Origin of the sequence: Stenotrophomonas sp. NRRL B-14846 (assembly GCF_050473585.1) — a bacterium.
In the GTDB taxonomy this organism is placed as follows: Bacteria; Pseudomonadota; Gammaproteobacteria; order Xanthomonadales; family Xanthomonadaceae; genus Stenotrophomonas.
Genome location: NZ_JBFLUN010000022.1, coordinates 1,611,831 through 1,636,285 on the forward strand (window position 1 = coordinate 1,611,831; position 24,455 = coordinate 1,636,285).

21 protein-coding genes are annotated in these 24,455 nt (G+C 67.2%); 11 read left to right on the forward strand and 10 right to left on the reverse strand.

Annotated features, from left to right (window positions below; genetic code table 11):
• Positions 1–17 precede the first annotated feature (17 nt).
• Positions 18–2,687 carry a sensor histidine kinase gene (locus AB1281_RS09675; protein ID WP_430345732.1) on the reverse strand — a complete coding sequence of 890 codons (2,670 nt, stop codon included), beginning with the start codon at positions 2,685–2,687 and terminating at the stop codon, positions 18–20.
• Between the two features lie 214 nt (positions 2,688–2,901).
• Between AB1281_RS09675 and AB1281_RS09680 the strand changes: the two genes are divergently transcribed.
• A complete protein-coding gene (locus tag AB1281_RS09680) occupies positions 2,902–3,771 on the forward strand; it encodes a hypothetical protein (protein ID WP_430345733.1) in 870 nt (289 codons plus the stop codon).
• Positions 3,772–3,819: 48 nt separating this feature from the next.
• Here AB1281_RS09680 and AB1281_RS09685 read toward each other — a convergent pair whose 3' ends face one another.
• Positions 3,820–4,245, reverse strand: coding sequence for an organic hydroperoxide resistance protein (locus AB1281_RS09685; protein ID WP_430345734.1), 426 nt, complete (start codon positions 4,243–4,245; stop codon positions 3,820–3,822).
• Between the two features lie 123 nt (positions 4,246–4,368).
• Entirely contained in the window at positions 4,369–5,034 is a 666-nt protein-coding gene (locus AB1281_RS09690; protein ID WP_430345735.1) for a TraX family protein, read from the reverse strand.
• A 114-nt stretch (positions 5,035–5,148) separates the two neighbouring features.
• Between AB1281_RS09690 and pip the strand changes: the two genes are divergently transcribed.
• Positions 5,149–6,096, forward strand: a complete 948-nt coding sequence (gene pip, locus AB1281_RS09695) for a prolyl aminopeptidase (protein ID WP_430345736.1) — start codon at positions 5,149–5,151, stop codon at positions 6,094–6,096.
• Positions 6,097–6,154: 58 nt separating this feature from the next.
• On the opposite strand, the gene AB1281_RS09700 is transcribed toward pip, so the two are convergent.
• The 4 genes from AB1281_RS09700 to AB1281_RS09715 all read right to left on the reverse strand — a co-directional run bounded on the left by AB1281_RS09700 (position 6,155) and on the right by AB1281_RS09715 (position 11,299).
• Positions 6,155–7,363 (reverse strand): hypothetical protein, encoded by a 1,209-nt coding sequence (locus AB1281_RS09700; RefSeq protein ID WP_430345737.1) that lies wholly within the window; start codon positions 7,361–7,363, stop codon positions 6,155–6,157.
• Between the two features lie 24 nt (positions 7,364–7,387).
• Positions 7,388–9,826: a TcfC E-set like domain-containing protein gene (locus tag AB1281_RS09705; RefSeq protein ID WP_430346989.1), complete on the reverse strand. Its 2,439-nt coding sequence runs from the start codon at positions 9,824–9,826 to the stop codon at positions 7,388–7,390.
• 133 nt (positions 9,827–9,959) lie between these two features.
• Positions 9,960–10,454 carry a CS1 type fimbrial major subunit gene (locus tag AB1281_RS09710; RefSeq protein ID WP_430345738.1) on the reverse strand — a complete coding sequence of 165 codons (495 nt, stop codon included), beginning with the start codon at positions 10,452–10,454 and terminating at the stop codon, positions 9,960–9,962.
• Positions 10,455–10,564: 110 nt separating this feature from the next.
• A complete protein-coding gene (locus tag AB1281_RS09715; protein WP_430345739.1) occupies positions 10,565–11,299 on the reverse strand; it encodes a CS1 fimbrial subunit B flags: Precursor in 735 nt (244 codons plus the stop codon).
• Between the two features lie 241 nt (positions 11,300–11,540).
• On the opposite strand from AB1281_RS09715, the gene AB1281_RS09720 reads away from it, so the two are divergent.
• The 6 genes from AB1281_RS09720 to AB1281_RS09745 all read left to right on the forward strand — a co-directional run bounded on the left by AB1281_RS09720 (position 11,541) and on the right by AB1281_RS09745 (position 17,964).
• Positions 11,541–11,840, forward strand: a complete 300-nt coding sequence (locus AB1281_RS09720) for a hypothetical protein (protein ID WP_075678195.1) — start codon at positions 11,541–11,543, stop codon at positions 11,838–11,840.
• Positions 11,841–12,132: 292 nt separating this feature from the next.
• Positions 12,133–12,432 carry a hypothetical protein gene (locus tag AB1281_RS09725; protein ID WP_006447714.1) on the forward strand — a complete coding sequence of 100 codons (300 nt, stop codon included), beginning with the start codon at positions 12,133–12,135 and terminating at the stop codon, positions 12,430–12,432.
• A 63-nt stretch (positions 12,433–12,495) separates the two neighbouring features.
• Entirely contained in the window at positions 12,496–15,255 is a 2,760-nt protein-coding gene (gene mgtA / locus AB1281_RS09730; RefSeq protein WP_430345740.1) for a magnesium-translocating P-type ATPase, read from the forward strand.
• Positions 15,256–15,283: 28 nt separating this feature from the next.
• Positions 15,284–16,021, forward strand: a complete 738-nt coding sequence (locus AB1281_RS09735) for an MgtC/SapB family protein (protein ID WP_014037331.1) — start codon at positions 15,284–15,286, stop codon at positions 16,019–16,021.
• 253 nt (positions 16,022–16,274) lie between these two features.
• On the forward strand, positions 16,275–17,330 hold the full coding sequence (locus tag AB1281_RS09740) for a sensor histidine kinase (protein ID WP_430345741.1): 1,056 nt from the start codon (positions 16,275–16,277) through the stop codon (positions 17,328–17,330).
• Positions 17,323–17,964 (forward strand): response regulator transcription factor, encoded by a 642-nt coding sequence (locus AB1281_RS09745; protein WP_049445007.1) that lies wholly within the window; start codon positions 17,323–17,325, stop codon positions 17,962–17,964. The genes AB1281_RS09740 and AB1281_RS09745 overlap by 8 nt, the downstream gene beginning before the upstream one ends.
• Positions 17,965–17,982: 18 nt before the next feature.
• Here AB1281_RS09745 and AB1281_RS09750 read toward each other — a convergent pair whose 3' ends face one another.
• Positions 17,983–18,375, reverse strand: a complete 393-nt coding sequence (locus AB1281_RS09750; RefSeq protein ID WP_075678183.1) for a DUF3224 domain-containing protein — start codon at positions 18,373–18,375, stop codon at positions 17,983–17,985.
• A gap of 31 nt (positions 18,376–18,406) precedes the next feature.
• Positions 18,407–18,868: an EamA family transporter gene (locus tag AB1281_RS09755; protein ID WP_182474382.1), complete on the reverse strand. Its 462-nt coding sequence runs from the start codon at positions 18,866–18,868 to the stop codon at positions 18,407–18,409.
• 274 nt (positions 18,869–19,142) lie between these two features.
• Here AB1281_RS09755 and AB1281_RS09760 point away from each other — a divergent pair, with 274 nt between their 5' ends.
• Genes AB1281_RS09760 through AB1281_RS09770 form a run of 3 tightly spaced genes read left to right on the forward strand, consistent with a single transcriptional unit; the run spans position 19,143 to position 23,278 of the window.
• Complete coding sequence (locus tag AB1281_RS09760) at positions 19,143–20,339, forward strand: cell surface protein (RefSeq protein ID WP_430345742.1); 1,197 nt, start codon at positions 19,143–19,145, stop codon at positions 20,337–20,339.
• A 13-nt stretch (positions 20,340–20,352) separates the two neighbouring features.
• The gene (locus AB1281_RS09765; RefSeq protein WP_430345743.1) at positions 20,353–21,840 is read left to right on the forward strand and encodes a DUF6384 family protein; all 1,488 of its coding nucleotides are present in this window, start codon (positions 20,353–20,355) and stop codon (positions 21,838–21,840) included.
• Between the two features lie 16 nt (positions 21,841–21,856).
• Complete coding sequence (locus AB1281_RS09770; protein WP_430345744.1) at positions 21,857–23,278, forward strand: hypothetical protein; 1,422 nt, start codon at positions 21,857–21,859, stop codon at positions 23,276–23,278.
• On the opposite strand, the gene AB1281_RS09775 is transcribed toward AB1281_RS09770, so the two are convergent.
• Positions 23,275–24,453 (reverse strand): low temperature requirement protein A, encoded by a 1,179-nt coding sequence (locus AB1281_RS09775; protein ID WP_430345745.1) that lies wholly within the window; start codon positions 24,451–24,453, stop codon positions 23,275–23,277. The genes AB1281_RS09770 and AB1281_RS09775 overlap by 4 nt on opposite strands.
• Positions 24,454–24,455 lie beyond the last annotated feature (2 nt).

Sequence of the window (24,455 nt, forward strand, 5' to 3'; positions counted from 1 at the left end):
GTGGGTGCCCATGCAATTTATCCGATTGCGTCACTAGCTGGCGTATCTGACCCCGCCGCAGCCAACGCCTCCAGCAGGGCCTGGCACAGGGCCTCACTTGCGTAGCAGGAGACCACGTGACCGCCGTTCTCCGGCTGCGGGCGCAACGGGCCGTCACGGCAGACCCTTACCCAGGGCAGGCCGCTGCGCCGCACCGACCGTGCATCGTCGGCCGAGGCCTCGAACAGCACCCACGCCCCGTTGGCCGCTGTGTCCATCGCGGAGCCGTGTATCGCATGCACGTGTGCGCCCCACAGCCGCAACCGCCGCTCCAGCTCACCTCGCCATGGGCCAGGCGCAACCAGTAGATTGATTCGCTGCCCGGCCAGCGGCAGCGGCACCGGAATGGCGATCGAGGCCAGCAACGGAACCTCGAACACGAAACGGCTGCCGACACCGGCGGTGCTTTCCACCCAGATGCGGCCACCCATGCGTTCGCATAGCTGCTGGCACAGGGCGAGTCCGAGGCCGGAGCCGCCGAAGCGCGACACGATGCTGGGCCCGGCCTGGACGAAGGGTTGGAAAAGGCGCTCACCCTCCTCCGGGCTCAGGCCGATACCGGAGTCGGTGACTTCAATGCGCAGGAAGCCGCCTTCCTGCTCACGCACATGCGACACGCGCAACTGCACCCGGCCGGAGGCGGTGAACTTCAGCGCGTTGCTGGCGAGGTTGCGCAGCACCCGCTCGATGGCGGCCATCGGTGCGACGGCGGCCGCAGGTACATCGGCGTCCACCACGCAGTCCAGTTGCAGGCCCTTGGCCTGTGCCACCGGTGCGTACAGCACCGCCACCCGCTCCAGCAGCGCGGACGGCGCAAAGCGTTCGGGCATGAGTGTCCATTGCCCGGATTCGATCCGCGACAGGTCCAGCACGTCGGTGATGATGTCCATCAGCGAATCGGCGGACTGGCGCAGGCGCAACACGCGTTCGGCGGATTCAGCCTGCAACGGGCTGCGTGCCAGCAGCTCCAGGTGGCCGATGATGCCGTGCAGCGGGGTGCGGATCTCGTGGCTCATCGCCGCCACGAAATTCGATTTGGCCCGGCTGCAGGCTTCTGCCTCCGCAGTCCGCTTCTGCTCTGCTTCCAGCTCGCGCATGTCGTGGCTGATGTCTTCCACCATCAGCAGCACGCCACCGGGCCAGGCGTCCCCACCGGAATGAATGTGCGTGCGATGGAACAGGCGCTGCTGCGGGTCGCTGGCCAGGGCCAGACTGTCCTTGATCGTCACCGCACCGTGGCGCACGTCGGCCTGCATCATCGCCTCGCGCAGCTGCGGCATCAGCCGCGCGCCGCTGGCGCGGTCCATGCGCTGCAGCGGGCCGTTCCAGTCCTGCACGTGGCCAGTGCCGGCTTCCAGCAGTGCCACGCCTACCGGCACGTGCTCGAGCAGCAGGCGCAGTCGACGATCACGCGCATAGATGGCCTTCACCTGCCGGAACGCGGGCGTGTACATGCGCCGGTGCAGCCACAGCAGCAGGAACCATAGCAGGGCGAGTGCGGCCAGCAGGCAGGCGACACCGCTGAGCAGCATCGGTGCAATGCCGCGCAGAATGTCGCCCCAGCAGTAGGTCTCCACCAGCGTCCAGGGCGTACCTGTCACCGGCAATGCCAGGGTGAAACGGCCATTCTGGAAGTGTGCACGGGTGGCGTCACCCAGCAGCACCCAGTCGGTGTCGACGCAAGGATCGGTGCCGCTGCGGGTGTCATCCGAGCCCAGCACCCGCATCCCGTCGCGGTCCAGCACTGTGATGTGGCCCTGGCTGTTGCGGCGGAGCAGCGACTGCAGGCGCGCCATCGGCTCATAGGCCACGAAGGTCGCGATGGGTGTGGCGCCCACGCTGGCCTGGAACACCGACACCAGCGATGGCTCGCTGGTGATGGGATGGCGGCCGAAAGTACGGCGCGGGGTATCGCTGCGCTCCACGCTTTCCAGCAGGGGCACCTGGTCGTGTCCGGACGCCGGCGCCAGCAGCTGGGCCGGCGCACGCAGATGCTCGAACACTTCGCTGCGCGAACTGGCCGCCAATGCCGTGATCAGGCTGCGTTCGGTCAGGCCCTTGTCCAGTGACAGGTACTGACCGCTGGGGTCGAAGAAATACGAGGCGCCGGCCGGCTCGCCGTCGTCAGCGGTGCTGGTCAGGCGCTGGATGAGCGATACCGCTGTGGTGAGCTGCAGGTAGCGCTCCAGCTCCTGCGGGCGCCATTGCGCGGTGTCCAGGCCCAACGCCATCTGCGGCAGGCTGCTTTTGTCGGCGACCACCACCAGCCGTTGCCCGCCCTGCAGGTAGGCACGACGCAGGTCGTCCGCGCTGGCGTCGCCCAGCTGGATATTCCGATCCCACGCGTACTCGGCCATGTTCGCCAGCCGTTCATAGCTGGCATCCTGGCGCGCCAGCTGGATCTGCAACGCGGTATGGGCGCGGCGGAAGTCAGCGATGCGCCGCGCCTCGTAGCCATTGACCTGGACCACGATGAGGGTGATCAGCACGCTCAATGACAGCAGGCTGAGCACCGCACCACAGGCCAGCATCAACCGGCGCGGGTACTGCTTCAGCGCCTGCAGCTCGCCCGCGGCCGCCACGGCCGCACCTGCACCGGAGTGCAGGCGGCGCAGCGAATCTGCAATGGACGAGGAGGCAGACGGCATGGCATCGAGCGACGGCAAACGCGTGGCGTGAAGATCGGGAGCGCCAGCATGCGCGGTGGGGCGGGCGGCCGATGTAGGACAAGGTCCAAAAACACGATCACGCATGACGCATTCGCCCAGCCAGACAGTTCTGTCCACATTTCGAACTTGTCCGGTATCTGCGCCACTGCGCGCTGACGAGGCTGTGCGTCTCTCCGTTGACGAGGACGTCGCGATGCACGCATCCAGAAGCCGCAAGTGCCTGTGGGCCATGCGCCTGCTGGCTCGCCATGCCTGCCACCGTGCGAGCCTGCGGGTCGGCGCAGCGCTGCTGCCAATGCTTCCGGCGCCTGCTCGGGTCTCGCTTGCCGAAGGTGCATTCGCGGTGCTCGGGCCGCTGCTGCAGGCGGAGCGCCATGGCCGCGCCTTCGAGACGCTGCAGCGACTGGGTCATGCGCCGCCGTCCGCCGCAACCTTCGCCACCCGTTTCCTGGCCGGCCGCTGGCTTCGCAGGGCCCATGCGCATCGGCTGCAGTCCCTGCCCTTCCTCGACCTGCAGCACCTGCTGCGCAGCATGGTCTGGCGCGATCCGGCTGCGCTGTGGGCGTCCGCCGCCGGCCGGCGGCGTGTGGTCTGCCTCCTGCCCAGCGGCGATATCAACCTGGCCATGGCCGCCCTGCTGGACCGGCCCGGCGCGCCCACACACTACTTCATCAATTCACACCACCACGAAGCGTCGTCCGCACACCGCACGCTGATGGCTCTGCAGCGCCAGGGCCACCGCCTGGAGGTCGGCCAGTCACCCCGCAACGGCCGGGCCTGGAGGCAGCTGCGACGTGGTGCTACGGTGGTGACCGTGCTGGACCCCTGCCCGTGGCGCGTATCGGGAATCGTCGCGGAGCCGGCGCCGTTGCGCCTGGCGAGACTGGCCCAGGTTCCCGTGCTGCTGCTGGGCCATCGCTGCGATGGCGGTGCAGCGGGAACGCTGCATGTACTGGGCGAGTACAGCGCCGCGTCCATCGGCCGTGGCGCAACCTCGCTGTACGCCGCCGCGCATGCCTTCCTGGCCGCTGCACCCCATGATTGGCGGGACCTGGACCGGTAGACCAGTCTGCTGGCCGCAGCAGGCCTTCACCCGCTGCGGCCCCCTGTTTCAGGCAACGATCAGCGCCACATTGATGTTGTTGCGGGTGGCATGCGAGTACGGGCAGACGATGTGTGCCTTGCGCACGAGGTCCTCGGCCTGCACGGCGGGCAGGCCCGGCAGCGAGATGGTCAGCGCGACGTCGATGGCGAATCCGGTACTGACCGCACCGATGCCGACGCGGCCGGTCACCGACGCATTGTCACCGATGGCGATGTTTTCCTGGCCGGCCACGTACTTCAGGGCACCCAGGAAGCAGGCCGAGTAGCCGGCGGCGAACAGCTGTTCCGGATTGGTACCGGTGCCGCCGGTGCCACCCAGTTCAGCCGGGGTGGAGAGGGCGATGTCCAGGGTCTTGTCCGACGAGGTGGCGCGGCCTTCACGGCCGCCAACAGCGGTGGCCTGGGCCGAGTACAGGATCGATTCGATGCTCATGGAATGCTCCGGTGGATGGTTTGAGTAGGTGACGGTGCTTGCCGTCACCCACTCATCCTCCTCATCGTCCGGCGCGCCTTCCATCGGACAGCGACGATAGCGCAGCCCGTTCCATCCTCATCGTCAGACATCCAGATACGCGTACAGGGCCAGCACCGCCAGATGCCCCACGTAGTACCCATAGAACGCCCAGCGCCAGCGCGGCAGCCGCCATGGCACGCGCGCCGCTGCCAGTACCACCGGGATGGCCAGCAGTGCCCAGCCGTTGTGGTTGGCCCAGCACACCGCCCCGAGACCGACCAGCAGCAGCCACCACGCGCGATGCCGGAATGCGATCCAGCCCAGCAGCACGAAGCCGACGCCGGCCCACTGGTAGTCCACCAGCATCGGCGCCACGCCCGCCGCCAGCAGCAACAGCAGCGGGCGATCGCTGGCCAGTGCATGCACCGCCACCGCAGCCAGCGCGAAAGTGAGCAGGATGTTGAGCGGCAACCAGGAACCAAAGGCCAGTGCATGCAGCGGTTGCGCGATCACACCCCATATGGCCAGGCGACGGATCGACTTGCGCAGGTCGGCCCCGGGCTGGGCCAGGTTGCAGGCCATCACCAGCGCGAACAGCGGGAAGGCAATGCGCCCCAGTTCGCTGACCACCGGCAGGTAGCCACCGAAGACCACCTTGGCGACGTGGTCGCCGGTCATGGTCAGCAGTGCGATCCATTTCAGCAGCTCGCGTGCGCCGCTGCTGAGAGTGGGATCGGGCGTGGACATCCCTGTCGTGGTCGCTTGCATCGCGGAAGCTTATGCGCATCGGCCAGCGCATTTCCAGCGCCGGGAAGGTGTGTACCACTGCAGGCAGCGGGCGGCGGCGCTATGCTGGCCGTCCCTGCTTGTGAGCCACCCGCCATGCGTACCCTCTACCCCGCCATCGAGCCCTACCGCGAGTTCACCCTGCCGGTGAGCGATCTGCACACCCTGCATATCGAAGAGTGCGGCACGCCAGAGGGCATCCCGGTCGTGTACCTGCATGGCGGCCCGGGCGCCGGCATCTCACCGACCCATCGCCGCTTCTTCGACCCGGCGCGCTACCGCATCGTGCTGATCGACCAGCGCGGCAGCGGCCGCTCCACACCGTTCGGCGAGCTGCGAGACAACACCACGCAGGACCTGGTGGCCGACATCGAGAAGGTGCGCGAGCACCTCGGCATCGAGCGTTGGCTGGTCTATGGCGGCTCCTGGGGCTCGACCCTGTCGCTGGCCTACGCGCAGGCCCATCCCGAGCGTGCCACCGGCCTGATCGTGCGTGGTGTATTCCTCGGCCGCGCGATGGAAAACCGCTGGTTCGCGGAAGCCAATGGCGGTGCGCGCTGGATCTTCCCGGAGCGCTGGGACCGCTACGAGGCGTACATCCCGGAAGCCGAGCGCGGTGACATGCTCGCGGCCTACTGGGCACGCCTGGACAGCGCTGATGAGGCCACCCGCATTGCGGCCGCACAGGCCTGGCTGGGCTGGGAAGACAATGCGGCGACCCTGCAGCACGACGTGGATGCCGAGTCCACCGATGACCCGCTGGACACGCTGGCCAAGGCCCGCATCGAAGCGCACTACTTCCGTAACGGCATCTTCCTGGAGCCGGACCAGCTGCTGCGCGACATCGACCGCATCCGCCATCTGCCGTGCGTGATCGTGCAGGGCCGCTACGACATCATCTGCCCGCCGCGAAGTGCGTGGGATCTGGCCAAGGCCTGGCCGGAAGCCACGCTGGAGATGGTGACCTCAGGGCATAGCGCGAACGAGCCGGCGACGGTGGATGCGCTGGTACGTGCCACGGACGCGTTTGCCGACCGCTTCTGAAAGCACGGGGTAGTGCCGGCCGCTGGCCGGCATCCCACCGATGCCAGTTGTCCCCTCGTCACGGATTGGCGTCAAACACTACCGTCATGTTGCCCTGCCACTGAGAGCCAGGCGACTTCAGCATCTCCGTCACCGCTTCGCTACCGGCAGTGAAGCGCAACGTCGAGCGCCGCTGCATCAGATAGCCATCCGGCGTGAAACGCGGCGCCCGCGCATCATCCGGCAGCAGCGGCGTGTCCTGTGCCGGGCGTCCATCATGCGTATTGCTCATGCCGGGTATGGTGACCTCCACGTCCACCGGTACCACGGCATCGTCGCGCGTATTGCGGATTCCACAGCCGATCCCTGCGTCATGCTCGCAGCGCAGCTTCATGCTGAAATCCATCGAGGTGGTGAGGTGGAACGGCAGCTCCTGGCGCAGCCGTGCAGGAGGGCGGCCATGATCAATCCATTGTGACCAGCCACCGTCGGGCGCCAGCTGCACGCTGGGGGCGTCGCTGGCAAAGCGGACCTGGAAGTCGTGGAACACATCCAGCAGCAACTGCAATGTCAGTTCCGAGTCCGAGTAGTCGCCCTGGCCGAGGTCGATCTGCTGACCATTACCCACGGTGTAGGTCACGCTGCCCGTGTACTGCCCATCCTGCGCCTGCAATGGATTGGGCGTTTCCAGGTGATATCCGATGGAGAATGCCAGATAGCGCGCCACGCGGTCTGTGCTCGAGAACGGGCTGAATACGCAGACGCGACTGCCTTCGGGAACGTCCCACGCATAGCGATACCAACCACTTGTAACTACGCCTATTCGGCCTCGGCAGCCGCCGCTTGAAGCGCCATTGGTTCCCGGCGCAGAACCATCCGACGGAAGGCCCCATTGCATTCCAACGAGGAACAGACGCAGTCGGGCCTTCAGCTCATGGTTGTTCGCATTGCGCACAGTTACGTCCCGCCAGTTCCCGTCCACGGCCAGATACCATTTCTCGCGCGGATCCGTGCCGCCGCCATACAACCGGCGATTTTCCACGTTCATCCCCGTGTCGATGGTGAAATCGCCCTTCTTGCAGAGGCTCGGGTGCTGCGCACAGTAGCCCGATTGCGGCGTAGTGTTGACGAATGCGTTGTGCCCTGGATCCAGAGCACTCGGGCGGAATTCCGCTGTGATCTTCAAGTCCGCGGCATGCGCAGACCCCAGTACCGCCATAAGCAACACCGTTGCCGGCAGCGCACGCCCACGCATGCCGCCTGCGGCGATGCGACATTCATTTGCCATCACGGCTTCTCCTCGCACATCTGCTCATGGACCCGCCAGCGGCCGTGGACATCCCACTCCGCCCACCATCAATACATCGCCTTCGCGTGGATAGCGCCCCTCCTCCATCGTCAGCACACAACTGACCAGGTTCGGGTAGCGCAGCTCCACCACTGGCGCGCGAGCGCTGAGCTCCAGCGTGAAGAAGCCTTCCTCCTGACTGACGCTGCGCCCCGCGTGGTTGATCACCTGCACACCACGTACCCCGGTGCCGTCGGCATCCAGCACCTGGCCCATCACGGTGAAGGTGCGCAGCACATCCACGGTGGCGTGCATCACCCCGCCCTTGTTGAGGTGGTAGCTGACGGTGGAAGGCTGGAGCGTGGCGGCCGGCGCGTGCCGGCCCTGGAAGTCGAACTGCACGTGGCCCGCGCGGTAGGCGGTGACGGGCACGAAGTTGCGCCCCGGCTTCAGTTCCACGCCACCGCCCCGGCTGTCGTCGCCGCGCAGCGTCACGTCGGGAAAGTCGCTGCGCACGTCGACGATGATGCCGGTATCCACGCTGCCGCTGCGGCCCTGGCCAAGCATCGCTGCATGGCCACCGCCGATCACGACGGTGCTGTCCAGATTGGCGCTGCCACTCACGTGGCCCGACCCCGCGCCACGGTACAGCTGCACATCCCCCTCCAGCACGGAACTCTGCAGGTACGCACCCGCGCCGGCACCGATACCGCTGCGCTCGGCACTGATCATCCCGTTCACGCTCTGCACAAGCTTGCCATCGACGCGCTGCGTGGCTGACGCGCTGACATAGGTATCGCGCTGGCCAGCCTCGCCGGTGCGGCTGCCCAGGCTGCCGCTGTAACTGCGACGCTCGCTGCCCAGCGATACGCTGACGGTCAGATCGACCCCGCGCTGGCGGCGATAATGGGTGAAGCGACTGCCGGGGCGGTCGTAGGCGGAGACCCGCCAGTTCACGTCATGCCGGCCGAACAGGGTCTCCCGGCGCCCATAGGACACATCGATGCCGGTGCCTTTGGTGAAGCCCGAGCTGCGCGCCACCCGGAGGCTGGCGTTGTCGCGATGGCTGAAGCGATGGGTGATCGACACCGCAGTGGTGTCCTGCCAGCCGCCACGGGCTTCCCAGCGCGGCGCCGAGCCATCACCGGGCAGGACGCGCTGGCGCTGCTCGGACCAGCTGCGCGCATGGTTGGCCACTACCGATCCGGCGCGGTAGCGGTACAACCCCTGCAGGTCGACGCCGCGCCCGGCATCACTGGACGTATAGACATTGGTGTAGGTGCTGAAGCGGTCACTGGCCTGCCAGTCCATCGACAGACCGGCCGCGTGGCGCGTGCCGATCTGCTGCACGCTGGCACCTGCCACCGCACGTGGGTGCACCAGGTAGTTGACCACCGCACCGGCGGCCAGCTTGCCGTCCTGCGATGCACGACCGCTGTCGAGCAGGCCCCGCTGCTGGCCGGCGAACACGCTGTAGCGCCAGCGGCGGGAGGGGTCGCTCCAGCGGCTGGGCTTGTGGATCGATGCGGTCTCACGCGAGGCCTCGCGGCCATCCTCGATGACACGCAGCTCCACGTCATAGATGCCGCCCGGCAGGCGGCGGGTGTCGATCTCCTGGATGCCCGGTTTGACGGCCTGCGTGGACAATAGATTGCCGTCGCGCAGTATTTCCACCACGCCCTCGCGGCTGGCAGTGACATAGACCGGGTACACACTGGGGCTGCGCGTGTCGGCCAGCAGCACGTCCGACGAGCCGAGCATGAAGCCCAGCGCGGTATCGTTCTGCGTGCCGGGTGCGCGCGGCTGGCGGATGATGCCTTCGAAGGTGGGCAGGAAGTAGCCGGCGCGTACGAAGTGGTCGCCGAGTTCGCGCTGGGCATACAGGGCGCTGAGATAGTGCTCGCGGCTTCCCGGCTGTGCGTAGTACTGGTAGCTGCCGACCGTGCTCCAGCGGCCGACACTGCCACGCAGTTCGGCGCTGTAGCGTCCGGTGGTCTGTTGCTCCTGGCCGCCATGCACGGCCACGCTGTTGCGGACGATCAGGCCATGGCTGCCACGCTCCGGCAGCGCGACATGGCGCCCTTCCTTGTGCGCACCCGCCGGGGTCAGCAGGCTGAGCAGGGAATTGGACAGGCTGTAGTGCAGCGCCGCCAATCCGCGACACTGCTGGCTGCACACACCCAGCGTCATCGGCTCGGCCAGCACCTCGGCCCAGCGCGAACGCTCCGTCTGCGGAAGCGGGCTGTCGTGGGCTTCGCCGAAGCCGATCAGCTGCACGCGATTGTCCTCGTGCAGCAGCACCTCGGCGTCACCCAGATAGCGCCCGTCCAGTTCCACCCGCACGGTGAGCGGATTGCCGAACAGGTGCTCGCGGAACTCCGCCGGCATGCGCTCGCGCTGCTCCAGCAGGCTGGGCAGTTCACCCAGCGCGAGACCAGCAGCATGGCTGGACGCGGCAAGCATCACGGTGCCAATGCCAGCCGCCAATCGCGTAAGGATCGGATAGGGGGGACTGATGGGAAGTCTCATGGGTGGATGCCCGCGCCCTCCCCCCGCATCGATGACGCGGCAGGAAGGGCACGAAGCTGCATGATCGTCAGATGTCGCTTTCGAAGATCATGTGGAACTGGCCGCCGTAGCTGCCCTGCTTGTAGCCGCCGCTCGGCGCGGTCGGGGCAATGGCGAAGGCCAGTGACTTGCCGGCCGCCGCCTGCGCAGCGTTGGCCACTTCGATCTTGGAGGCCGAGGTGGCCGGGACCACGACGTTGTCGATCTTCACGTCCAGGTCCACTACATCGGCGGCCGATGCCATCTGCGCCGGTGCCGACAGGTAGGCACTGATCGCAGCCGGCGACTTGACGTTGATGACGCGGCCGGTCAGATCGCCCAGGGTCTGGCGCGCAGTATCCCACGGCAGGTTCTGCGGCAGGCCTTCCCAGCCATCGGGGGTGGACACCTGCAGGCCGGCGCTGTTCGGCACGTCGGCGGTGACATTGATGGTGATGGACTTGGTTTCAGTAGCGGCCAGGGCAACGGCCGGGGTGATCAGCAGGGCGGTGGCCGCTGCCAGCAGGGTGGTCTTCAGGGACATGGATGCACTCCAGGGTCAAGGGTGGAAATCAAGGTGCCAGGCAAGGGCAAAGCAGTCCCAGCGGGCGCCTGACAGGCCCGTTCGGGACAGATCCATCGGTGGAAGTGGGCTTAACGGCGCGAGTCGATGCTGCGTTGGCTGTCGCCTTCGCGAAGTTCGAAGCGCAGGAACTGGTGCTCGGCGGCCTGCAGCGCATAACTGTTGCCGGGGCGCACATGGGCGATGATTCCCGGCGTGCAGGTATCGGGACGGTCGCGCTCGCACTGGCGCAGGTTGTCCAGCACCACGGTGGCGTTGCCGCGATTGCGCACCTGCTGTTGCTCGATGAGCGTGTCGTAGCGCGGGTTTTCAGGCGCTACGAAGAAGATCGTGCCGTAGCCGGTGAACACACGGATGGCGGAGGTGAGCTCTGCTGCCTCCCGGGCCTGGTCTTCGCTGAGCGAGAATTCCTCGGCTGTCGGCGCCACCGGGATGAAGCGCAACCGGTAGTAGCGCTCCTGGTCACGCGCACCGCGATACACCAGGCGTGTGGCCTGCTGTCCATTGCCTGCGATGATCAGGCGGCTGGGACTGGCGATGACCCCTTGTGCGTCCGGCGTGTTGCGGACCAGCGCGGTGGTATCCACCGGCGTTTCGCTGGCCTTGCCGTCCGCATCGAAGTGCATCTGGGTAACTTCAACCCGCACGTAGGCCGTAGCGTCACCGGTGTTGCGGATGCGCTTGAGCAGGTTGCTGTGCGTGGGTTGCAGGTAGTCGAACAGGACACCGACGTTGATCTGTGGGGTCTTGGCGTGGGCACTGCCTGCGAGCAGAGCCAACAGGATCGAACAGAGGACGCGCGACATGGCGGACTCGCTGGGAGAGGCGAGCCGAAATTTTCACAGGGGTCTTACACTCCAACCATGCAACAAGTTGCAAAGATCGGATTTGTCCTACAGGTTTGAAACCATTCCTACGCTGGCGGTGAACGGCGCCCCACCCACCCGCAGGATCACCTGCATTCTTCGCACCTCCCTTACAGACCGGTGCCGATGATCCGGCCATGGGCGCCACGGTGGCGAACCCAATTCTCTACAGGAGCACGCCATGACCGGTTTCCGCTACCTTCCCGCCGCCCTCGTCGTTGTCGCCGGCCTGCTGCTGGGGGCCTGCTCCAAGCCGCAGGAGGCCAGCAAGGCCACTGCCGCCGAGGACGTGACCGAAGTGAAGCTGATTCCGTCCTACGAGTCGCTGGACAAGGACAAGGACGGCATCGTCACCCTGGCCGAAGTGGATGCCGTGGCACCCGACTGGGCCGAGCGCCTGCACGCCTGCGATACCGACCGCGACCAGAAGCTGACCCGCGGCGAGTACGACGTGTGCAAGCAGACCAGCACCGCGCATTGATCGCTTGACGCGCCCTTGATCGGCGCGATGCGTGCCCGGCTATACCAAGGTATAGCCGGGCTAACCCACGAGCCTCTAGGACTGCCCCATTCAGGGGCGGACAATAGCGCCACTGGCCAGGGCAACCCTGGCCGGCCCCTCCCCTCATGGAGACGCAGATGGACCCCGACCCTGCCGGGCGCACCGCGCCCCGGATGCCCGCTTGTTGCCTGTTCCTGGCGCCTGCCCGCCGGTCCCTGCCTGCCTGAGTGACGGGGGATCGCCAGGTGCCGCCTGCCTGGAGATCGCCCCCATGTCCTACAAGATCCTCTACATCACCCTGCGCCGCCTGATCGGTGAGCGCGATGTTGCCGCCCTGCGCAGCCAGCTGCTGCAGCACGGCCCGGTCATGTTCGCCCGTTCGCTGTCGCTCGGCTCGCCACGCGTGGTGGCCGACGCGCTGTCGCTGCTGCCGATCAGCGAGCGCATCAACGTGCTGCGCCACCTGCCCTACCCGCTGCGCGATGCGATGAAGCCGCTGTGCATCGGTGGCAGCCAGCGCCTGCACATGCAGCCGTGGTCGCCCGCCGTGCTGGCGATGCGACACGCCTGACCTGTTCCATCCGTTCCGTTCGTGTTCCGGCCCCGGCCGGCTCTGACATTCGAGGAGAGTCCCATGAGCCTGCTCAACGCCTGGTTCAACGCCTTCCTGCGCAGCCGTCGCGCAGGCAACCTGTTCCGCCGCCGCGCGATGCCCGAAGCCGGCTTCGGCCCGGGCAGCGCCGAGGCCGCGCCGTTCGCGCTCACCACCGGCCTGGTCACCCTTGCCCAGCAGGAGGAAGCCCAGCTGCTGGCGACGCTGGAATCGCATGCCGATGGCCTCAGCCCGCATGAGGCCGAGGAGCGGCTGGCCACGCTCGGCCCCAACGAGGTCGATCACGAAAAGCCGCTGCCGTGGTGGCGGCACCTGTGGCAGTGCTACCGCAACCCGTTCAACCTGCTGCTGACCCTACTGGCGGCGGTGTCCTGGCTGACCGAGGACATCAAGGCCACGATCGTGATCGGCGCGATGGTGCTGCTGTCCACACTGATCCGCTTCGTGCAGGAAGGCCGCTCGAACCGTGCCGCCGAACGGCTGAAGGCACTGGTCGGCAACACCGCGCGCGTGCTGCGCCGCAATCCCGGCACCGAGGCTGCGGACGTGGCCGACCAGTACTTCGGCGCGCACCTGCACAGCCGTCGCCCGGCCCGCCTGCTCGACCTGCCGATCCGCGAACTGGTGCCCGGCGACCACATCGTGCTGTCGGCTGGCGACATGATTCCGGCTGATTGCCGCGTGCTGACCGCCAAGGATCTGTTCGTGGCGCAGGCGGCGATGACCGGCGAGTCGCTGCCGGTGGAGAAGTTCGCGCACCCGGGCGATGGCCTGGCCGGCCTGCTGGAGCAGCACAACCTGCTGTTCATGGGCACCAACGTGGTATCCGGCACTGCCACCGCCGTGGTGCTGGCCACCGGCAACCGCACCTACTTCGGCACCCTCGCCCAGCGCAGCACTGCCACCGACCGCGCACCCACCGCGTTCCAGGCCGGCGTCAACAGTGTCAGCTGGCTGCTGATCCGCTTCGCGCTGGTGATGGTGCCGTTCGTGCTGCTGATCAACGGCTGGACCAAGGGTGACTGGACCGAGGCGTTCCTGTTCGCGCTGTCGGTAGCGGTGGGCCTGACGCCGGAAATGCTGCCGATGATCGTCACCTCCACCCTGGCCAAGGGTGCGGTGCTGTTGTCGCGGCGCAAGGTGATCGTCAAGCGCCTGGATGCGATCCAGAACTTCGGCGCGATGGAAGTGCTGTGCACCGACAAGACCGGCACCCTCACCCAGGACAAGATCGCGCTGGAGCGGCATACCGATGTGTTCGGCCACGATTCCGAGGACGTGCTGAAGTTCGCCTACCTCAACAGCCACTTCCAGACCGGCCTGATCAACCTGCTCGACCGCGCAGTGCTGGAGCATGTCGAGCTGCAGAGTTCGCTGCGGCTGTCGCAGGACTACCACAAGGTGGATGAGATTCCGTTCGACTTCGAGCGCCGCCGCATGTCGGTGGTGGTGTCCGAGCGCGAGGACCACCATGAGCTGATCTGCAAGGGCGCAGTGGAGGAGATGCTGGCGGTGTGCAGCACCGTGCGTGAGAACGGCCAGGACATGCCGCTGGACGAGCGCCGCCTGGCGCGGGTGCGGCAGACCACCGAGGAACTGAACGAACAGGGCCTGCGCGTGGTGGCGGTGGCGATGAAGGAGACCGCCGCCAGCCAGACCGCCTACTCGCAGGCCGACGAGTGCGGGTTGACCCTGGTCGGCTACGTGGCCTTCCTGGACCCGCCGAAGGAATCGGCTGCGCAGGCGCTGCAGGCGCTGGCCGCGCATGGCGTGGAAGTGAAGGTGTTCACCGGCGACAACGAGCTGGTGACCGCCCGTGTCTGCGCACAGGTGGGGCTGGACGCCGACACCATCCTGACCGGCCCGCAGATCGAGCGCATGGATGACGGCGCGCTGTCGCGGGCGCTGCACCACCACCGCGTGTTCGCCCGCCTGACGCCGCTGCACAAGGAGCGCCTGGTACGCGAGCTGCGCGCACAGGGCAAGGTGGTCGGCTTCCTCGGCGACGGCATCAACGATGCACCGGCACTGCGCGCGGCCGACATCGGCATCAGCGTGGACAGCGCGGTGGACATCGCCAAGGAGGCGGCCGACATCATCCTGCTGGAGAAGAACCTGATGGTGCTGGAGGAAGGCGTCATCCAGGGCCGGCGCACGTTCAACAACATGCTGAAGTACATCCGCATGACGGCCAGCTCCAACTTCGGCAACGTGTTCTCGGTACTGGTGGCGTCGGCCTTCCTGCCATTCCTGCCGATGCTGCCGCTGCAACTGCTGGTGCAGAACCTGCTGTATGACATCTCGCAGATCGCCATTCCGTTCGACAACGTGGACGAGGAACTGGTGCGCAAGCCGCTGAAGTGGAACCCGGCGGACATCGGCCGCTTCATGGTGTTTTTCGGGCCGATCAGCTCGATCTTCGACCTGACCTGCTTCGCCTTGATGTGGTACGTGTTCGATGCACGCACGCCGGCCGACCAGGGCCTGTTCCAGTCCGGCTGGTTCGTGGTGGGCCTGCTGACCCAGACCCTGATCGTGCACATGATCCGTACGCCGAAGGTGCCGTTCCTGCAGAGCATCGCCGCGCCGCCGCTGCTGGTGATGACCGGCCTGATCATGGCCATCGGCGTGGCCCTGCCGATGAGCCCACTGGCCGGCTACTTCAAGCTGCAGGCCCTGCCGACCGGCTACTGGCCGTTCCTGGTGGCGATCCTGTTCGGCTACGCGGTGCTGACCACCGCACTGAAGAGGTTCTACATCCGTCGCTACGGCTGGCAGTAAGCGCCCGCCTTGTCCAGGGAGAAACACAATGGACATCAATCCGAACCTGCCGGCGTTCAACGCCGGCGCAACCCTGAGCTCGCTGATCAGCCTGTCGGTGGCGTTCGTGCTGGGCACGGCGATCGGCCTGGAACGGCAGCTGCGCCAACGCACCGCCGGCCTGCGCACCAATACGCTGGTGGCGGTGGGTGCGGCGGTGTTCGTCGACCTTGCCGTGCGCTTCCATGACCTGTATGGCGGCCCGCCCTCGCCGCTGCATGTGGTGGCCTATGTGATCTCCGGCGTCGGCTTCCTCGGCGCCGGCGCAATCATGAAGGACGGTGCGCAGGTGTCCGGCCTGAACACCGCCGCCACCCTGTGGGGCTCGGCGGCGGTCGGTGCCTGTGCGGGTATCAAGCTGCTGCCGGAAGCAGTGATGGCGGCGGTATTCGTGCTGGCCGCCAACACCCTGCTGCGGCCGGTGGTGAACCGCATCCAGCGGCAGCCGCTGCCGGAGGCGTTCAGCGAGGCGACCTATGCGATCAACGTGGTCTGCCAGCGCGAGCAGCAGGCCGAGGTGCTGGACCAGCTGTTGCTGCTGCTGGAACAGGCGCACTACCCGGTGCGCGCGGTGGACCAGCGCCCGTTCGGCGAGCGCGACGTGGAGATTGAAGCGGTGTTGTATGCCACCACCGTCGATGCCGGTGAGCTCGATGCGGTGCTGGCCACGCTGGCGACCACGCCCGGGGTACTGCAGGGGTTCTGGAACGCCAGCCTGGAGGAATAGCACGGTGGGCTATCCCAGGTTGTGCCGACCAACGGTCGGCACCCACCAGGAACTGGCATACCGCGCTTCGGTAGGTGCCGACCGTTGGTCGGCATAGCACCACCAGAGGTCATGCCCGTCGCCGGGGTAGTGCCGGCCGCTGGCCGGCAACCTCATGATCTCCAGCGGCACCATGCAGCGGCCGGCACTACCGGTCGGCATCCACCAAAGGCGGCTTTGCTATCCTTTCCCCCCACGCCAGGGAGCCGTTCCGATGCCATCGCTGTCGCCCCGCCGCCCGCTGGTGCTGCTGGCCCTGATCGTCGTGATGGCGGCGATCTTCCTGATCGATACCGTCACCGACTACGCGGTCGCCGCCGCCTGCTTCTACGCAGCGGTCATCCTCGCCGCATCGCGCGTACTGAGCGCGCGTGGGCTGATCACCCTGGCCATTGCCTGCATCGCGCTGACCGGGCTGAGCTTCTTCCTGACCCGCTTCGGCACCTACCGCATCGGCCTCGTCAACTCGGTGATCGGCATGCTGGTGATCGGCATCACCACCTACCTTGCCCTGAACATGGAAGCGGCCAAGGCCGCCGTGCAGGAAGCGCAGGGCCGCCTGCTGCGGGTGGCGCGCGCCTCCACAGTGGGCGAGCTGACCACCTCCATCGCCCATGAAGTGAACCAGCCGCTGGCGGCCATCGCCAGCAGCGCCGAAGCCTGCCAGCGCTGGCTGGCGCAGGACCCACCGAACGTGGACAAGGCACGGCAGACCGTGGCCCGCATCCTGGCCGATGCGCACCGCGCCGGCGACGTGATCGCTCGTATCCGCGGCCTGACCCAGGGCGCGGCACCGGAACGACGCGCCTTCGATCTGAACCAGGCGGTGGAAGAAATGCTGGCACTGTCGCGCAGTGAACTGGACCAGCACGGCGTCGCCGTGGCCCTGCTGCTCGATGCCGACCTGCCTCTGGTGCAGGCCGACCGCGTGCAGGTGCAGCAGGTGATCGGCAACCTGATCCTCAATGCGGTGGACGCGATGGAAGCGGTGCCTGCTGCTGATCGTCGCCTGTCCCTGCTGACCCGGCGTGACGGCCAGCGGGTGAGTCTCAGTGTGCGTGACCGCGGTGTCGGCCTGCCCGCCGACCATCCCGAGCGGGTGTTCGATGCCTTCTGGACCACCAAGTCACACGGACTGGGCCTTGGGCTCAGCCTGAGCCGTTCAATGATCGAGGCCAACGACGGCCAGATCCGCGCCGAACGACCGGCAGGCGGCGGTGCCTGCTTCGTGTTCGACCTGCCCATCGCCACGGAATCTCCCCATGCGTAAGCCCGCTGCACCCATCGCCGACCCGGCACCCATCGTCTACGTGATCGACGACGATCCGTCGGTGCGCGCCGCGCTGGAAGACCTGCTGGCCTCGATGGGCCTGCAGGTACGGGCCTTCGCCTCCACCCAGGCGTTCCTCGAACACGAACTGGAAGACGCGCCGGCCTGCCTGGTGCTGGACGTGCGCATGCCCGGCCAGAGTGGCCTCGAATTCCATCGCACGATGGGCAGCCACGGCCTGCAGCTGCCGGTGGTGTTCATCACCGGCCACGGTGACATCGCGATGGGTGTCAACGCGATCAAGGACGGTGCCATCGAATTCCTGACCAAGCCGTTCCGTGACCAGGAACTGCTGGATGCGATCCACAAAGGCATCGAGATCGACCGCCAGCGCCGTCGCGACGGCGAGGCACTCGATGCCCTGCAGCAGCGCTGGAATACGCTCAACGCGGGCGAGCGCGAGGTGGTCGATGGCGTGGTGCGCGGCCGTCTCAACAAACAGATCGCCGGCGACCTGGGGGTCAGCGAGATCACCGTGAAGGTGCGCCGCGCACAGGTGATGCGCAAGATGGGCGCGCGCACCCTGGTCGACCTGGTGCGGATGTACGACCGCTTGCAGGCCGGCAACAGCTGATTGCAGCGCCGTCCAGTCCTACTCCGGGTCAGGCAGCGTGTACTGTAGCCGGTAGTCGTGGCGGCCGTCGCTGATGGTGATCTCCAAAGTACCGGTCAGGCCGAGCAGCCCTTCGCTGCCGGAATCGGGCACCACGATCACGCTCAGCTCCGGAACACCGCGGGTCATCACGCCGTTGTGCTGCAGGGTGAATGCACCCTCGCGCCCGGCCAGCGTGGCCGTCACCCGCTCCATCGCCACGTAGCCGGCCGAGCCCTGCACCGGCGTGCGGAAGGCCAGCATCTGGCCGACGCTGCTGCCCCGCAGGTCGCCGGCGAAGGTCTTGTTGATCGACATCACCGCGATCGGGCCGTCGTTGCCACCGATCGGCCGCAGATCCACTTCAAACGTACCGTGTGCTTCGCCCTGCATCCTGCTCTCCCGTCTGATCGGTTGAACGCTGCTACTTCTTCGTCGCCAGTACGATCACCCCGGCCAGCACCAGGCCGATGCCGCTCCACTCCCGCAGGCTGGGCCGTTCGCCCAGCAACAGATAAGCGAGCACGATCACCAGCACCACGCTGAACTTGTCCACCACCGCCACCTTGGCCAGCTCGCCGCTCTGCAACGCGCGGAAGTAGAACAGCCACGACGCACCGGTGGCCAGCGCGGAGAGCACCAGGAACAGCTGGGTGCGCCCGGGCAGCAACAGCGGATTGGACCATTTGCCGGTGACCACCACCAGCGGCAGGATCACCGCCGCCACCACCAGGGTGCGGATGGCCATGGCCAGGTCCGAGTCGACACCCTTGACGCCCACCTTGGCGAACAGCGCGGTCAGCGCCGCGAACACGGCAGACAGTCCAGCCCAGATCAACCACTGCGGTAGGTTCTGCACGAAGGCCTCGCTTGCCTGCACCGGCATGTGCGCCAACGCTACTCCACCCTGCCATCGGTGGGGCTTCACCTGCCCGTCACCGCCGCTACAATGGGCACGGAATCGCCAGGGGGGCGATCTGCAGGGAATGCACCATGCTTGAACAGGACATCATCCACGCCCTTGCCGGGCCCGCCGCCCTCGACCGGGCCGCCCTGCCGTGCAGCACTCGGCTGCCGCTCCCCTTCCCCTTCGTTTCGCAGCAACCTGCCCGTTCGGCGCGGCAGGTTCCTCATTGCTTGCCCTGACCGGAGCCGTCGAAATGCCCGAGAACACTCTCCTTGCCACGCCGGCCGCTACCGCGCCGATCAAGTACCTCGACCGCGCCATGGCCACGCTGCGCAGCCTGGGCCTGGCCGCCCCCCAGGACAACAACGCACCAGCCGTCGCGCTGGTTTCGCAGCTGTCCACCCTCGACCAGGGCCGCGTGGTGGCCATTGCCCGCGTGCTGCAGCAGTCCGGCCATTTCAATGCCGTGATGCGTGATGAAATCAGCTCGGCCAAGGTGTCCGACCGCTATACCGAGATCATCCGCGCCTTCGACAGCATTCGTGACGACGCCAGCACCATGGTCGAACAGGTGCGCGACGGCAAGATCGACATGGGCGAACGCCTGCAGAACCTGTGGATGAAGGTCACCCGCGGTGACATTCCGAGCCGGTTCGAGAAGATCCGCCGTACGTTCCTGGAGGTCAGCCGCGATTCGGCCGAGCAGCTGCAGCGCGAATCGCGCGTGCTGGAGATGTACGGCGACTTCCGCCTGTCGATCAAGGATGCCGAAATCCAGGCGCATGAGTTGTTGAAGCTGCAGGAGCAGGTGCTGGCCGATGCGCGCGAGGCGCTGAAGCAGGCGCAGCAGCGCGTGGAGTCGGCCGGCCCGGCGGCCGATGCCGCCGACACCGGCCGCCTGGTGATGGCCCGCGATGAAGCCCTGCGCAACAACCAGGCCGAGGAGTCGCGCTACCAGCTGGCCAAGGACCTGGCCGAGAACCTGCAGGTGAACTACGCCACCTCCGAGGCGATCATGCTGCGCGTGCACCAGTCGCACGAGGTCAAGCGCCGCGTCAACGAGCGCTCGGTGGTGTTCTTCTCCACCAATGAAACCAGCTTCACCGCCTTGAACCTGGCCTTCACCACGCAGATGGGCCTGCACGAGTCCACCCAGGCGCTCAATGCAATGACCGAGGGCACTTCCAAGGGCCTGGAAGCGGTGGCCAACATCGGCGATGAAGTACTGCACGAGGGCCTGAAGGCCGGCTACGGCGCCACCATCGGCGTCGATTCGGTGCGCAAGCTGGTCGATGCGGTGGTGCGCTTCCAGGAAACCTCGCTGCAGGAGATCGAGCAGCTGCGCGGCCAGGCCACCCGTGATTCGGCCGAGATCGCCGAGTATGTCGAACAGGGCAAGCAGCGTTTCGCCGCACTGCTGCAGGCACCGCCGAGCCCGGAGTCGCGCTGAGGTGAGTGCGACGATGGCCCCTGCCGAGCTGCAGGATGCGCTGCTGACCATGGATGTGGTCGACCAGCTGCGCTACCGCAATGCCGAAATGAAGGCGCTGGCCGACAGCGGCCATGACAAGGCGACGCTGAAGCAGCGCCTGCTTGAGCTGTACCGCTCGCAGGGCATCGAGGTCTCCGACGAGATCCTCGAGGCCGGCATCCAGGCCCAGCGTGAGCAGCGCTACCTCTATGCCGCGCCGCGTGGCTGGAAGGCCTGGCTGGCGCGGCGCTGGATCGATCGGGCCCGCCTGTTGAAGTGGGCGCTGCTGGCGGCGTTCCTGCTGCTGGTGCTCGGCATGCTGCTGGTGATGGCGCGCAGCTTCGGTGCATTCGTGCATGAGAGCAACGTGCAGAAGAACGTGCAGGTGCTGAACGACAAGGTGGCCGCGCAGCAACAGGAGGCTGCCGCAGCGCGCGCCCTTCTGGCCGGGCAGGAACAGGCCCTGCAGGGGCTGCTGCCACGTGCCACGGCCAGCGGTGAGCGCCTGCAGCCGCTGACCGAAGGCGCGCAGGCCGCGCTGGCCGAAGCACAGCGGCGCTTCGCCGGCGTGCCCGCCGCCATGGCGGACCTGCCCACCCTGATCCGCAAGGACAAGCTCACGCGTATCAGCAGCGGCGGCAGCGCCACCGGCGAACAGGCAGCAGCCCAGGTGGAACAGCACAGGCTGGCCGCCGCGCAACTGCTGGCGCAGGCCAGGGAAACCCTGCCCACGCTGACCGAGCGGGTGACCACCCTCGGCCAGGCCATCGACGCCAGCGAACTGCTGGACACCACCAATGCGGCCGCAAAAGCAGCACGCCTCACACCGGACGCCGAGAAGGTACGGGCACGCGCCTACACCGGCGGCGACGTCGCACTTCGCGCCGGGGACATGGCCGCAGCCGGCCAGGCGGTGACCACCCTGAAGGACCTCATCGGCAGTGCCGACAAACTGGCCGCGCTCAACGAACGGTTGGCCCAGCTCAAGGCCGACGGCCTGGCCACGGGCGTTGCTGGCGAGGACCGCAAACGGCTGGAACGTGCGCTGGACCAGGCCGCCCAGCTGATCCGCGTCGAGACACTGGCCGAGGCCGGGCCGGCGATGGACGAGGTCGCCCAGCTGGTGGCGTTGCTGTCGCAGACCCTGGTCTACCGCATCGTCAATCGCGACGATGAGCGCACCGGCGTCTGGCGCTACAACGAAAAGGCCAACGGTGGCCGCAATTACTACCTGGTGACCGAAGCACTGGACGAGGCTGGCAAGGCCACCGAACTGCTGATCCGCAATGAGGAAACCGGCAAGGACGAATGGGCCTCGCTGTTCGCCGTGCGCGTGCCGGAGGCAACCTACAACCGGGTTGCCGCGGACAAGCAGGACAACGGCATCATCGAGGACGACCAGATCGGCAGCAAGCCGCGCGGCAGCCTGTCGCCGCGTTTCCGCATGCCCACCACCGGCGGCTACATCACCGAATGGTGATGGGTAAGGAACTGACATGAGAGATCTGAACGACGCGATTGCCGATGTCGAAACCGATATCGGCCAGGTGCAGGCACAACTGGCCACGCATGGCGACCAGTGCCGGGAACTGATCAAGGAACAGGAAGCGCTGCACGGCCGGGTCCGCGAGGACTTCAATGCACTGGCCCGCCTGCAGGCCGAGGCGGCCACTGATTCGCCGCCGATGGTGGCCAGGGACCTGCTGCAACAGTCCAGCGCCGACCTGCAGCGCCGCGATCGCAAAGCGGCGGTGCTGGCCGACGAGCTGCAGGCGCTGCTGGACATCGAACAGTCACTGCAGCAGCGCTCGCAGGAGGCCGTTGCCACACGCGACGCCGCCGGCGGCCAGTGGCAGGCCCTGCAGAACCAGGTGGACACCACGCTGGAAGCGGAGCCCAGCTACAGGGTGCTGCAGGACGACCTGCAGCTGGCCGAGGCGCGCGCCGACACAGTGGAACGCATGGCCGCCTCTGCGCAGTCGGAGCATGACGCCAAGGCCGGCGCCTATCAGGCCGACCCGATCTTCATGTACCTGCACCGTCGCAGCTTCGGCAGCGCGGCCTATCGCGGCTGGCCGCTGGTGCGCACGGTCGATGGCTGGCTGGCCGAGCTGTGCGGCTTCGACCGTGCCCGTCGCGAGTACGCCACCCTGGTCGAGCTTCCGCCCTATCTGCAGGAACATGCCGGCCGGGCCCGTGCCGACGTCGACGCGGCCCGCCAGCCGGTGCAGCAGGCCCGCGACGCCGCCCTCGCCGCCGCCGGTGGCGACCCGCTGCGCCAGCAGTTGCAGACGGCGCAGAGCGCAGTGGCGCAGGCGCTGTTGGCCGAGCAGCTGCATCGGCAGACCGTGGATGCCAAGCAGGCACAGATCGATGGTTTCCGCAGCTGGACCGATGCCGAAGGCGGCGCCCTGCTCACCGCCCTGGCGCGCACGCTGTCGGCCAAGAGCATGGACGACCTGTACCGGCGCGTCGCCGCCACCGCCTCCGGCGAGGACGATGCCGTGCTCGAACGTATCCATCGCAGTCGCCTTCGCCTGGGCGAGATCGATGGCATGGTGGGCGAGCACACCCGCGAAATGGCCGTGCTGAAGAAGCGCCTGGACAGCCTGCAGGCTGCGCGCAGGAGCTACCAGGCCGCTGCGGATATCGAGCGCCAGGCGTACGAGGCACCGAGCTACCGGGCCGCCGCCCCGGCCACCGTCGCCGCGTCCTTCTTCAGCACCACCAGCAGCCGAAGCACCACCCGCTCCTCTGGCAGCCTGTTCGACCTGCTTGCGGGTGGATCCAGCAGTTCAAGCTCTCGTTCAAGTTCCAGTTCCAGCTCGAGTTCAAGCTCCAGTTCCAGCGGCAGCAGCTTCCACAGCGGCGGCGGCATCAGCGGTGGCGGTGGCTTCAAGACCGGCGGCGGGTTCTAGCCCTGCAGCTGCCGGGTGCGCCGCTTCAGCCGCGTGTCCAGCAGTCCAACGCCCAGCAGCACCAGGCTGGTCAGCCAGCCGGCGGCCAGCAGGTGCATCCATGGCAACGCCAGGCCCAGCACCAGCAGCGCGGCGGCGCCCAGCAGATGCGAGCGCGGCGCGTGCCCATAGACCACGCGCTTGTACAGGGCGCTGCCCAGCAGATAGATCAGCGGTCCCGCCACCATCACGGTGGCGTACACCGTGGTGACGGCCGCCGCCGGGTGGTCCATGACCAGATCGTTGCCCACTGCGGTGGCGATGATGCCGGCGATCAGCAGCGCGTGCACGTAATGGAAGTTGGCGCCCATCCGTCCGGGGTCTTCGGCGTGAGTGATGGCCTCTGTGGCATCACGGCTGGAGATGCCGAAGTACAGCCACCACATCGCAATCGTGCCAGCGAAGGTGGCAAGCACCGCGGATACCACCTGCAGGCTCCAGTGCTCGACCTCGCTGAGCACGCCACCGGTGGCCAGCAACGTCTCGCCCAGCGCGACGATGACGAACAGCTGGCAACGTTCGGCCAGGTGACCGCCCTCGATGGTCCAGTCGCGGGTGTGCGAACGCCCCATGCCCGGGAACGCGAAGCCGAACATCGGCGAGATGTACTCGCAGGCCACCGCCACCGCCCACAGTGCCAGCCGCAGGTTGCCCTCGGCCGCTGCGCCGGCCAGCCAGAAGCAGGCCGCGACGCTGACCCAGGCCAGCATGCGGCGGAAATTCGGCGCCAACGGATGGTTGCGGCCGACCTCCAGCAGCACGAACGCGGTTCGCCCCACCTGCATCGTGGCGTAGGCCCCGGCGAACATCCATGCGCGGTCGGCGAATGCCTCGGGAATGGACGAGGACATCAACAACGCCAGCAGCATGGTCGCGAACAACAGGCCCCGGATGCGCGGCGCCTGTGGGTCGAACCAGTTGCTGACCCAGCAGGCGTACTGCCAGCCGAGCCAGACCGCGAACCACAGCACCAGCGTCTGCAGCACGCCGGCCAGGTCCAGGTGGTGCAGCAGGTGATGGCTGAGCTGGGTGACCGCGAACACGTAGACCAGGTCGAAGAACAGTTCTTCGTAGGTCACGCGGGCATGATGGCCATCGCGGTGGCGCAGCGCGGGCAGGCGCAGTCGGGTACTCATGG